Here is an 11420-nt window from a genome sequence, read left to right as displayed (position 1 = left end):
TATCCTATTTTAAAAATTTTTGACTTTGTCAACAAACTGACGGCACCTTTTAAGGTGCCTTAACAATTAATGTGAAGATATATAATATTAGGATAATTGCTTGTATATTTTATAACTTTTACAATCCCTGGTTGAATATTTTTTCCACATTTTAAGCATAGGTAATTTTTGTTTTCTTGCAAATAAGTGTAGCTTATTTCTACCTCTAATTTTCCATATTTTTTCCAGCTATTCCACCCAGTTTTGCACAATTTGGCTCTGTTTTCATAATCGGCATATACCCATCTTAGCAATCGATGAAAATGAAAAGGATATTTTGTGTATCTTAAAAACTTTTCTGGCAATCCTAAAGATAAAGCGTAATTTTCAAAAGAATTTTCTATTATATCCTGAAGAGGATTTAATATTTGGGTACTTTCCCAATTATACTCTTCTTGTTCTAACCATTTTCTAAAAGTATCAAACATGTAACCTCTACAAACTTGTATTTTTTCAGTTTTGCTTACTTTAAGCTTTTCTAAAAGTTTTTTCCCGATTTCACAGGCTTTTTTTAAATACAATTTATTTTTAAAGTTTTCTTCGTTATAATATTCTATGGGAATTATATCACAGAAAAATTCTCCGGTTTCTACTCTCATAGCCCCAATACACGTTCCACCTACTAAACTTCCACTTCCCGCGTCGTCTATTTGTATCACTGTATCACTCCTTGCCTATATATAAATTTTGTAATAAAATCAAAGTAATTATACGTTATTAATTAGAGGAGGTAGAAAATGAAAATACTTCTTACTAATGACGATGGAGTACAAGGATTAGGGATGTTAAAATTAGCAGAATATCTTAAAGATAAGTATAAGGTAACGGTAGTAGCTCCTGAAAAAGAAAGAAGTGCTATAAGCCATGCTATAACTTTACATAAACCTTTAAGGCTTAAAAAAGTGAAGGAAGAGGATGGTTTGAAAATATATGCGGTAAATGGTACGCCCTCCGATTGTGTCAAATTAGGAATTGAAGTGGTGCTGGAAGAAAAACCTGATATTATAATTTCTGGCATTAATGAAGGTCTAAATTTAGGGACAGATATACTTTATTCTGGTACTGTTTCTGCGGCTATAGAAGCTGCAATTTACGGCATTCCTGCTATTGCAGTTTCCCTTGCAGAAACCGCTGATATTGAAGATAGGCGTATATATAAATTTTTGGAGAATTTAATAGAAAAAGTTTTAGAAAAAGGATTACCTAAAAACACATTATTGAATGTAAATATACCCGATTTTAAGAAGGGAATAAAGGGAGTAAAAGCTACAATACTCGGCAAGAGAATCTATATTGAGACTTTTCAAAAAAATTATGACCCAAGAGGGAAAGAGTACTATTGGATGGCAGGGAAAATTTCGGAAATAGAAAAGGATGAAAGGACAGACATTGTTTCTGTGAAAGAAGGTTATATTTCTATTACTCCAATTCATTTTGATTTAACAGAGTACAACATGATAAATATTTTAAACTCCTGGGATATAAAAATAGAATAAATATTTCTAATATTCTATATGATGCAAGAATTGTATCAAAAATATTCATGAAATTTATTATTCATTTTATGGAGGATTTTTTATTTTTGTATAGAATATTATATATTGCAAACAAAATTTAATGAGGGTGATAAATTGGTAAAAAATAAAGAGCTCGTAATAATAGAAGAATGGTGCAAAGGCTGCGGCATTTGTGTAGAATTTTGTCCTGTTAAAGTATTGGAACTAAAAAATGGTAAAGTTAGACTAATAGATGCGGATAAATGCACTAAATGCGGCCTTTGCGAGCTCCGGTGTCCTGATTTTGCCATATATTTAGAGGTGAAAGAATGATGCCTACGGTATTGATGCAAGGAAATGAAGCGGTAGTGGAAGGAGCTATAGCTGCTGGACTAAAATTTTATGCAGGATATCCAATAACTCCCTCTACTGAGATTGCTGAACTTTGTGCCGAAAAACTTCCTTTTGTAGGTGGGAAATTTATTCAAATGGAAGATGAAATCGCCAGCATGGCAGCAGTTATAGGAGCCTCCCTTACTGGATTAAAAGCAATGACTGCTACATCGGGTCCTGGGTTTTCTTTAAAGCAAGAAAACATAGGCTTCGCCGCTATGGCAGAAATTCCATGTGTTATAGTAGATGTTCAACGAATGGGTCCGAGCACAGGAATGCCTACTTCCCCTGCACAAGGAGATGTAATGCAATCCAGATGGGGAACTCATGGAGACCATCCTATAATCGTTTTATCACCATCTTCTGTAAAGGAAGCTTACTATATTACTATTCAAGCTTTTAATCTTTCTGAAAAATACAGGACACCTGTAATTTTACTTATGGATGAAGTTATAGGTCATCTACGAGAAGCAGTTAATTTGGATGAATATAAAGATGTAGAAATTTTTGAACGACCCATGCCCCAAGACAAAGAGAACTACTTACCTTACCAGTATATAGAAAATGGAGTTGCACCTTTAGCACCCTTTGGTAAAGGTTTTAGATTTCACGTAACAGGACTTGCCCACAATGAAAAAGGATTGCCTACAAATGACCCTAAAGTAACAGAAAAATTGATAAAAAGATTGATAGGAAAAATTGAAAACAATAAAAAAGACATAGTAATGTTTGAAGAAAAAGATACTGAAGGTGGAGATATACTTCTTATCTCCTTTGGTTCTTCTGCCAGAGCTTGTGAAGCGGCGATGCAAGAACTTAAAAAAGAAGGAATAAAAGTTGGACTTTTTAAACCTATAACCATATGGCCTTTCCCTGATGAAAAATTGAGGGAAATATATCCTAGATTTAAGAAAGTGTTTGTAGTTGAAATGAATACAGGGCAACTTTACTATGAAGTAGATAGAATTATCAAAGGGAATACCTATGTAGGAAAAATTAACAAATTTAATGGAGAGTTTCTTACTCCTTTTGATATTGTAGAGAAGATAAAGGAGAGTTTTTAAAATGGCTTCTGAGTTAGTAGAAAGGTATTTTAGAAAAGAAACGTTACCAAATATTTGGTGTCCAGGTTGCAGCAATGGAATAGTAACGGCAGCTATTGTAAGAGCAATTGACAACTTAGGACTTGATCAAAACAATGTATGTATTGTATCTGGAATTGGTTGTTCTGCAAGGGCATCAGGATACTTGGATTTTAATACTTTGCATACTACCCATGGAAGAGCTATTGCTTTTGCAACAGGTATTAAATTTGCTAATCCTGAGCTTACAGTAATAGTTATTACTGGAGATGGAGATAATGCGGCTATTGGAGGTAATCACTTTATTCATGCTTGCAGAAGAAATATAGACTTAACTGTAGTAATGTACAACAACCATATTTATGGAATGACAGGAGGACAGTATTCTCCAACGACTCCACGATTTGATAGAGCTACTACTGCACCTTACGGAAATATTGATAGGTATTTTGATATTTGCAAATTGGCCATTGGAGCAGGTGCTACTTATGTAGCTAGGGGTACTGCTTACCATGTTCATCAATTGACAAAACTAATTGAAAGAGGAATTTCTCATAAAGGTTTTTCCTTCATTGAAGCTTTAAGTATATGTCCTACTTACTATGGAAGAAAAAATAAAAAAGGAACACCTGCAGATATGCTAAAGTGGTTAAAAGACCATGCAGTAGACATAAAACAAGGTAGTAAAATGGACCCTGAAGAGTTTCATGACAAATTTATTATTGGAGAGCTTTTAAATATTGATGAGCCTGAATTTGTAGAAGAATATCAAAAGATGTTAAATAATTTGAAGGTGAATTACAAATGAGTTCAATAGAGATAAGATTAAGTGGTTCAGGAGGGCAAGGTTTAATCCTTGCAGGAATAATTTTGGCGGAAGCTGCAATATTGGATGGTAAAAATAGTGTTCAAAGTCAGTCCTATGGTCCTGAGGCAAGAGGGGGGTCCAGCAAAGCAGAAATAATAATAAGTGATGAATATATAACGTATCCTAAGGTATTAAAGCCAGACATACTACTTACTCTTGCGCCTTCTGCCTATTTATGGTATAAAAATGACATGAAAGAAAATGGAATAATTATAATAGATGAATCAATAATTCCTAATGATGAAGATGCCCAAAAAGTTATCCGACTTCCCATAATAAAAACTGCACAAGAGGTTATTGGAAGAGCTTTTGTGGCGAATATAATATCTTTAGGTGTAATAGCAGAGTTAACTAATGTGGTAACAAAAGAATCTTTAGAAAGAGCTGTTTTAAATAGAGTACCTCCAGCCACAGAAGAGATTAACAAAAGAGCATTGAGAGAAGGCTATAATCTTGTAAAAATGAGGGGTAGTGAAATATGGCAAAAACAGATGATTTGATAAAAAGGATACAAGATAATTATACAAAATTAAGCAAAAGCCAAAAGATAATAGCAGAGTACATTATAAATCATTATGATAAGGCAGCTTTTATGACAGCTGCAAAATTGGGAGCCAGCATAAATATAAGTGAATCAACTGTTGTAAGATTTGCTAATACTTTAGGCTATAATGGATATCCAGAACTTCAAAATGCACTGCAAGAGCTTATAAAAAATAAACTTACAACAGTGCAAAGGTTAGAAATGACAGAAGAGACAGATGAAATTGCTATATTGAATAATGTACTAAAAGCCGACATAGAAAACATAAAAGAGACCATAAATGAAATAAATAAGGATGACTTTAGAAGAGTCGTTTCAGATATCATCAATGCTACAAAAATTTATATAATAGGTTCCAGAAGTTCTATTGTCATTGCAGAATATTTGGGATTTTATTTAAATTTAATACGGGAAAATGTGTCAGTCGTTAAAGCGGGCGTATCAGATGTTTTCGAGCAAATTCTCAGAGTTAGTGAAAATGATTTAGTGATAGGAATTGGTTTTCCGAGATACTCAAAAAGAACATTAGATGTGCTGAAATATGCAAAATCTCAGAATGCAAAAATCGTTACAATAACAGATAGCTTGATTTCTCCTCTTACCTCTGTTGCTGATGAGATATTAATTGCGAAAAGCAACATGGCTTCTTTTGTGGATTCATTAGTGGCACCTTTAAGTCTTGTCAATGCTCTTGTGGTAGCTGTGGGCCTTAGAGAAAAGGAAAAGATAGCCGATACTTTTGAAAAATTAGAGAGTATTTGGGATGAATATGGGGTATATTTCTCAAAACCAAATTAATTATAAAATTTTGAAGGGTTATTAAAAATTTTGTAGAATATATAACATAGAAATCGATTCATTTGCTTCAAAATTTTAAAATTAGGAGGATAATAAAATGTCAAAAGAGTCATTAAATCCTTTGATTATTGCGCAAAAGCAGATTAAAAATGCTTGTGATTTGCTGGGGGTAGAAGAATTTGTTTATGAACTTTTAAAGGAACCTATGCGAGTATTAGAAGTTTCTATTCCTGTACAGATGGATGATGGTACAGTAAAAGTCTTTAAAGGTTATAGGTCTCAACACAATGACGCATTAGGACCCACAAAAGGAGGAATAAGATTTCATCCTGACGTTACATTAGATGAGGTAAAAGCCTTATCCATGTGGATGACATTTAAATGTGGGGTAGTAGGACTTCCTTACGGAGGAGCAAAAGGTGGAGTAGTGGTAAATCCAAAAGAATTGTCTAACGATGAGTTACAGAGGTTGAGCAGGGGCTATATAAGAGCAATAACGAGCATAATAGGTCCTAATAAAGATATACCTGCACCAGATGTAAATACTAACATGCAAATTATGGCTTGGATGGTAGATGAGTATAACAAAATTGTAGGCTACAATAGCCCTGCGGTCATTACAGGAAAACCTTTGATATATGGTGGTTCTAAGGGAAGAACTGCTGCAACTGGATATGGAGTTGCATTGATGGCACGGGAGGCTGTAAAACGTTTACAGATGGATTTCAAAAATTGTACATCAGCTGTACAGGGCTTTGGAAATGTTGGAAGTTACACTGCTTTAAACCTTCAAAGATTAGGCGCTAAAATTATAGCAATAACTGATGTGTATGGAGGTATATACAATAAAGATGGAATTGATGTTGAAAAATTACTAGAGCATGTAAATAAGACGGGAACAGTGTGCAATTTTGAGGGAACAACCAGTATAACAAATGAAGAGCTTTTAACAATGGAGGTAGACATTTTAGCTTTAGCAGCTTTAGAAAATCAGATAACTTCTGCAAATGCGCCAGATGTAAAGGCGAAAATAATTTGCGAAGGAGCAAATGGTCCTACAACTCCTGAAGCAGATAAGATTTTAGCAGAAAGAGGTGTGTTTGTAGTTCCGGATATTTTAGCTAATTCAGGAGGAGTAATAGTTTCATATTTTGAATGGGTACAAAATCTCATGAATTATTATTGGACAGAAAAAGAAGTAGAAGAAAGACAGGAAATTATGATGGTAAATGCTTTTAACGCTATATATGAATTAGCACAGCAGTACAAAGTTGATATGAGGACAGCAGCTTACATGATATCGATTAAACGGGTTTATGAAGCTATGAAAATTAGTGGTTGGTTATAAAGGCCTTCATTGAAGGTCTTTTTGTTATATGGTAAAATATTATAAAAAGCTTATTAGAGGAGGCTTCTTTATGGTAAGGAGTCTTCTAACTGTAGATTGGGATTATTTTATACCTTCTAAAAAAGAGTGGTTTTTCTCTTATATAGAAAATGATAAAAATTTGACTCAACTGTGGTATAAAAGATATATAAAAGGGAAATTAGAGGGAGAAGATTTGGAAAAGACTATAAAAGTAGGTAAAGTCATAAAAGGCTTCTGGGATAAAATAAAGACACAGTTTAAGTTTGATAAAAACATTAAAATTTTTGTCTCTGAATCCCATAAAGTTGCCTATTATTTGGCAAAAAATTTTGAGTGTTCTGAAGTAGTTTCTTTTGATGCCCATTCTGATTTAGGATATGGTGGACTACCTTCACTGGATTTTGAATTAAATTGCGCTAATTGGCTAGGTAAGCTTTTAAAAGAAAATATAGTAAAAAGAGCCAAAATTGTATATAGTCCTTACACCTTTGAAAAGCCTTTAGATTTTGAGGATTTTAACAACCTTTACAACATACAGTATTATAAATCGGTAGAAGAATTACCAAAAGAGAATTTGATAGGGGTTATACACATTTGTAGGTCGGGTACTTGGACACCTCCTTGGCTGGATGAAAGATTTGAAAAATTTATAAATGAGTTAGGCTTGCCTTTTAAGAAAATTGCAATAAAAGAGAGAAAGTGGGAGGTGTCAAAGCTTTCTTACGCAGATCAAATCTTTTACCTTAATTTCGCATAAAACTTAAGGAGGAATTGTATGACTACACGACTATATATAGCACGTCACGGGCAATCAGAGTGGAATTTACACAATAAAATGCAAGGTGTGCAGGATATTGATTTGACACCTACAGGTTTAAAACAGGCTGAACTACTGGCAAGTCGATTAAAAAATGAGAAAATAGATTGTATATATTCAAGTGATTTAAAAAGAGCTTATGTAACTGCACAAATAATTGCAAAAGAGTTGGGATTAGAAGTTCAGAAAATTCCTGAGTTTAGAGAAATGTCCTTTGGTATATGGGAAGGGCTTACATCGGAAGAAATTAATGAATTGTATAAAGAAATATATACATTATGGAAAACAAATCCTGTTAAAGCTAATATAGAAAAAGGAGAAACTTTAGAAGAAGTTCAAAAGAGAATGGTAAAAAATACTTTGAAGATAGTTGAAGAGAATAAAGGAAAAAATATATTGATTGTTTCTCATGGGACTTCTATAAAAGCACTGATTTTGGGGCTTTTAGGAATTGACTTAAGTTTTTATCCTAGATTTAGACTTGATAATACTTCTCTTAATATAGTAGATGTTAAGGAAGATGGTAAAACTGTTCTGGTGCTATTTAACGATACTTGTCATTTAAGGAGAGATGAAAAAATAATATGAAAAAAGTATTTGTAGTAGGCGGCGGCCCAGCAGGAATGATGGCAGCTTTATCAGCAGCTATGATGGGAAAAGAAGTAAGTATATTTGAGAGAAATAACATTTTAGGTAAAAAATTATTAGTTACAGGTAATGGAAGGTGTAATATTACGAATTTTGCTGACAAAGAAGAATTTTTCGAGAATATTCCAGGAAATAGTAAATTTTTATATAGCGCTTTTAGCAAGTTTTCTAATAAGGATTTAATAGAGTTTTTAAATAAAAATGGGCTTAAAACTAAAATAGAAAGAGGTTTAAGGGTTTTTCCGGTTTCAGATAAATCAATAGAAGTGAGAGATTTTTTTGTGAATATGCTTAAAAAATATGGAGTAAAGATAAATTATAACTGCAGAGTAAGTGATGTGATAGTGGAAAATAAACACGTAAAGGGCATAAGTGTTGATGAGAGTGTTTTAAACTGCGATAGTGTAATATTAGCAACAGGAGGAGTGTCATATCCTACGACTGGCTCTACTGGTGATGGGTATGAAATTGCTAAGAAATTGGGGCACACAATTATAGAGCCATTTCCTTCCTTAGTGCCGATTGTTACATATGAAAATGTAAGAGAATTGATGGGACTCACTCTTAAAAATGTCAAAGTTTCTGCTTTTTTTGGAGAGAAATTAATAAGAGAAGAGTTTGGAGAAATGCTTTTTACCCATTTTGGGTTGTCAGGCCCTGCAATACTCACCTTAAGCAGGTTTTTACATGATTACTTAGGTAAGGGAGAAGTAGTAATAAAAGTTGACTTAAAGCCGGGACTTAATATTGAAAAGCTGGAGGAAAGAGTATTAAGAGATTTTAATAAGTACCAAAATAAAAATCTGAAAAATGCCTTGGAAGATTTATTGCCTCATTCATTAATCCTATATGTTATAAAAAGGGCGAATATAGACCCTGATAAAAAAGTTAGGGAAATAACCAAAAATGAAAGAAAAAAATTGGTCAATAGCTTAAAAAATCTTACTTTTAAGGTAAAAGGCCTAAGGCCTATAAGAGAAGCTATTGTTACAGGTGGTGGAGTAAGTATAAAAGAAATAAATCCCTCTACAATGGAGTCTAAAATAATAAAAGGCTTATTTTTTGCAGGTGAAATTATAGATGTGGATGGATTTACCGGTGGATTCAACTTGCAAATTGCCTTTTCTACGGGATATGTGGCAGGAATCAATGCGTGAATGTGAAATGCGGGAAACCGCATTTTTTTATTTATTTTGCATAAGATATAATAAGAAAAGGAGGATAAATATGGGAAAAAGAGTCAAAAGGAAAAAATACAGATATATTGACAGTGAAAGTATTCTTGTAGTATTGATAATGTTAGGGCTTTTAAGTATAGCTATAACTCAACTTTTGATGACAAATGACGATATAAAAGTTTTTTTAAGTTCTACACAAAGATTAGAGGGGATTAATTTAAATTCTAATCTTTCGCAAGAAGGTAAAGTGACAATTGAGGTTGTAGAAAAGGATAAAGCATTAAATTCCTTTGTATTGCTAGACGGAGAGCCAGTTGCAAATTTTTCTACCAAGTCTATTACTATTACAGTAAGGCCCAATCAAATTTTGGAAATAGATGGCACCAGAGAAAAGGAACCTCTTCATTTTAAAGTAGTAGCAATTAGTGAAAATGTAATTGAGCCGCAAAATACCACTGTAGTTAAAGTAGATAAGAATATACAAAAAATATGTATGATTAGGCTGAAATGATTTATTTGTAAAGGGTAATTATGCTATAATATAAAAAAGACAAAAGATGATAGGAGAGGAGAATGCCCTATAAAAGTCATAAGAGGTGCTATAACTTCCAAAAATACAAAAGAAGATATTTTAAAGGATACAACTATTCTCATTGAAGAAATTATTAAAGCAAATGAATTAGAAGAGAAAAACATAATTTCTATTTTTTTTAGTGCAACTTGTGATTTAGATGCGGTTTACCCTGCCGAAGCAGTTAGGAATATGGGTATGACCTCAATACCTATGATGTGCCTACAAGAAATGGAGGTAAAAGGCAGTCTCAGCCATTGCATAAGAGTTGCGATTTTTACAAATTTAAGTGAAGATAAAGAGGTTAAACACGTTTATTTAAAAGAAGCAAAAAAACTGCGTCCAGACTTAGTTTGAGGTGATAGTATTGACTGTAAAAATAGCAATAGATGGGCCGGCGGGAGCTGGCAAGAGCACTGTTGCAAAAAAAATAGCTAAACTTTTAAATTATACCTATATCGATACAGGTGCTATGTATAGAGCCATTACATATAAGGCCATACAACAGGGGGTAAATCTTATTGAAGAAAACAAAATAGCTGATATTGTGCAAAGTGCTGATATCATCTTAGAAGGAGAAAAAATTTTTTTAGATGGAAAAGACATTTCTGAAGAAATAAGAAAACCGGAGGTTTCTGAAAAAGTATCTTTGGTATCTAAAATACCTAAAGTGAGAGAAATTTTAGTGCAAAAACAAAGGAAAATTGCTGAAGGCAAAAATGTAGTAATGGATGGAAGAGACATAGGAACAGTTGTGCTGCCTGATGCACAGTTTAAATTTTTTTTAACTGCTTCTTTAGAAGAAAGGGCAAAACGGCGTTATAGAGAACTTAAAACTAAAAATGTAAATGTAAGTTATTACGAGGTGTTAAAAGAAATAGAAAATCGTGACACCATAGATTCACAGAGAGATACATCTCCTCTAAAAATTGCTGAAGATTCTATTGTCATTGATACTACATATCTTTCAGAAGAGGAAGTTTTAGAAAAACTGTACAATATTATAAAGGAAGGATTAAAAGGGGAAATTTAAGTATGTTTTATTATATTGCTAAAATTATAGTATTAGTAATTATAAAAGTGATGTTTAGAATAGAAGTAAGAGGACTTGAAAATATTCCTAAAAAAGGCCCAGTAATCATATGCCCTAACCATATAAGTCTTCTAGATCCTCCTGTCATAGGAGCACTTTTAAACAGGCGAATATACTTTATGGCAAAAGAAGAGCTTTTTAAAAATCCTTTTTTAAAGCTTCTTTTAGGGACAGGCTTAGGAGCTTTTCCCGTTAAAAGAGGTACTGCTGATTTATCAGCTATTAAAACTGCTTTAACTTACTTAAAAAAAGGAAGAGCAATTGGAATTTTCCCTGAAGGTACAAGAAGTAAAACCGGAAAACTTCAAAAGGCTGAACCAGGGGTTGCCTTATTAGCAATTAAAGGGAATGCTCCTGTAGTACCTATAGGAATTAAAGGGAAATATCGCCTTTTTTCTAAGATTATTATAAATATCGGTAAACCAATAACTTTTGAAAAATATGCAAATTCTAAACTTTCCTCTGAGAGACTTTCTGCTATTGGAGAGGAAATAATGCAAGAAATTGCAAAATTGCTGTAGGAG

15 protein-coding genes are annotated in these 11420 nt (G+C 33.0%); 14 read left to right on the top strand and 1 reads right to left on the bottom strand.

Going from position 1 to position 11420, the window contains the following annotated elements; translation table 11 throughout:
* Positions 1-59 precede the first annotated feature (59 nt).
* Entirely contained in the window at positions 60-698 is a 639-nt protein-coding gene (locus M663_RS0112230; protein WP_029689102.1) for a hypothetical protein, read from the bottom strand.
* Positions 699-776: 78 nt separating this feature from the next.
* Between M663_RS0112230 and surE the strand changes: the two genes are divergently transcribed.
* From surE to M663_RS0112160, 14 genes are all read left to right on the top strand, one after another.
* Positions 777-1535: a 5'/3'-nucleotidase SurE gene (surE, locus tag M663_RS0112225; protein ID WP_003870656.1), complete on the top strand. Its 759-nt coding sequence runs from the start codon at positions 777-779 to the stop codon at positions 1533-1535.
* 135 nt (positions 1536-1670) lie between these two features.
* A complete protein-coding gene (locus M663_RS0112220; RefSeq protein ID WP_003870657.1) occupies positions 1671-1868 on the top strand; it encodes a 4Fe-4S binding protein in 198 nt (65 codons plus the stop codon).
* Positions 1865-2992 (top strand): 2-oxoacid:acceptor oxidoreductase subunit alpha, encoded by a 1128-nt coding sequence (locus tag M663_RS0112215; RefSeq protein WP_029689101.1) that lies wholly within the window; start codon positions 1865-1867, stop codon positions 2990-2992. Before M663_RS0112220 ends, M663_RS0112215 begins: the two co-directional genes overlap by 4 nt.
* A 1-nt stretch (position 2993) precedes the next feature.
* Positions 2994-3818, top strand: a complete 825-nt coding sequence (locus M663_RS0112210; RefSeq protein WP_029689100.1) for a 2-oxoacid:ferredoxin oxidoreductase subunit beta — start codon at positions 2994-2996, stop codon at positions 3816-3818.
* The gene (locus M663_RS0112205; protein WP_029689099.1) at positions 3815-4378 is read left to right on the top strand and encodes a 2-oxoacid:acceptor oxidoreductase family protein; all 564 of its coding nucleotides are present in this window, start codon (positions 3815-3817) and stop codon (positions 4376-4378) included. The genes M663_RS0112210 and M663_RS0112205 overlap by 4 nt, the downstream gene beginning before the upstream one ends.
* On the top strand, positions 4357-5220 hold the full coding sequence (locus M663_RS0112200; RefSeq protein ID WP_009052364.1) for a MurR/RpiR family transcriptional regulator: 864 nt from the start codon (positions 4357-4359) through the stop codon (positions 5218-5220). The genes M663_RS0112205 and M663_RS0112200 overlap by 22 nt, the downstream gene beginning before the upstream one ends.
* A gap of 97 nt (positions 5221-5317) precedes the next feature.
* Complete coding sequence (locus tag M663_RS0112195; RefSeq protein ID WP_029689098.1) at positions 5318-6568, top strand: Glu/Leu/Phe/Val dehydrogenase; 1251 nt, start codon at positions 5318-5320, stop codon at positions 6566-6568.
* A 70-nt stretch (positions 6569-6638) separates the two neighbouring features.
* Complete coding sequence (locus M663_RS0112190; protein WP_009052369.1) at positions 6639-7346, top strand: hypothetical protein; 708 nt, start codon at positions 6639-6641, stop codon at positions 7344-7346.
* A gap of 18 nt (positions 7347-7364) precedes the next feature.
* Positions 7365-7994, top strand: a complete 630-nt coding sequence (locus tag M663_RS0112185; RefSeq protein ID WP_004396284.1) for a histidine phosphatase family protein — start codon at positions 7365-7367, stop codon at positions 7992-7994.
* Entirely contained in the window at positions 7991-9211 is a 1221-nt protein-coding gene (locus M663_RS0112180; protein ID WP_029689097.1) for an NAD(P)/FAD-dependent oxidoreductase, read from the top strand. The genes M663_RS0112185 and M663_RS0112180 overlap by 4 nt, the downstream gene beginning before the upstream one ends.
* 70 nt (positions 9212-9281) lie before the next feature.
* Entirely contained in the window at positions 9282-9743 is a 462-nt protein-coding gene (locus M663_RS0112175) for a hypothetical protein (protein WP_003870670.1), read from the top strand.
* Positions 9744-9773: 30 nt separating this feature from the next.
* Complete coding sequence (gene aroH, locus M663_RS0112170; protein WP_337954502.1) at positions 9774-10160, top strand: chorismate mutase; 387 nt, start codon at positions 9774-9776, stop codon at positions 10158-10160.
* A 10-nt stretch (positions 10161-10170) separates the two neighbouring features.
* Positions 10171-10836 (top strand): (d)CMP kinase, encoded by a 666-nt coding sequence (gene cmk / locus M663_RS0112165; protein ID WP_019907671.1) that lies wholly within the window; start codon positions 10171-10173, stop codon positions 10834-10836.
* A 2-nt stretch (positions 10837-10838) separates the two neighbouring features.
* On the top strand, positions 10839-11417 hold the full coding sequence (locus M663_RS0112160) for a lysophospholipid acyltransferase family protein (protein WP_014062857.1): 579 nt from the start codon (positions 10839-10841) through the stop codon (positions 11415-11417).
* The last annotated feature ends 3 nt before the right edge of the window (positions 11418-11420 follow it).

The sequence above is a fragment of the Thermoanaerobacter sp. A7A genome, from assembly GCF_000445185.1.
In the GTDB taxonomy this organism is placed as follows: domain Bacteria; phylum Bacillota; class Thermoanaerobacteria; order Thermoanaerobacterales; family Thermoanaerobacteraceae; genus Thermoanaerobacter.
This window is presented reverse-complemented; position numbering and strand designations above follow the sequence as displayed.

Coding starts and splice junctions, on each gene's coding strand:
- surE (WP_003870656.1), top strand. CDS start 777: ATGAAAATACTTCTTACTAATGACGATGGAGTACAAGGATTAGGGATG.
- M663_RS0112215 (WP_029689101.1), top strand. CDS start 1,865: ATGATGCCTACGGTATTGATGCAAGGAAATGAAGCGGTAGTGGAAGGA.
- M663_RS0112210 (WP_029689100.1), top strand. CDS start 2,994: ATGGCTTCTGAGTTAGTAGAAAGGTATTTTAGAAAAGAAACGTTACCA.
- M663_RS0112205 (WP_029689099.1), top strand. CDS start 3,815: ATGAGTTCAATAGAGATAAGATTAAGTGGTTCAGGAGGGCAAGGTTTA.
- M663_RS0112200 (WP_009052364.1), top strand. CDS start 4,357: ATGGCAAAAACAGATGATTTGATAAAAAGGATACAAGATAATTATACA.
- M663_RS0112195 (WP_029689098.1), top strand. CDS start 5,318: ATGTCAAAAGAGTCATTAAATCCTTTGATTATTGCGCAAAAGCAGATT.
- M663_RS0112190 (WP_009052369.1), top strand. CDS start 6,639: ATGGTAAGGAGTCTTCTAACTGTAGATTGGGATTATTTTATACCTTCT.
- M663_RS0112185 (WP_004396284.1), top strand. CDS start 7,365: ATGACTACACGACTATATATAGCACGTCACGGGCAATCAGAGTGGAAT.
- M663_RS0112180 (WP_029689097.1), top strand. CDS start 7,991: ATGAAAAAAGTATTTGTAGTAGGCGGCGGCCCAGCAGGAATGATGGCA.
- M663_RS0112175 (WP_003870670.1), top strand. CDS start 9,282: ATGGGAAAAAGAGTCAAAAGGAAAAAATACAGATATATTGACAGTGAA.
- M663_RS0112160 (WP_014062857.1), top strand. CDS start 10,839: ATGTTTTATTATATTGCTAAAATTATAGTATTAGTAATTATAAAAGTG.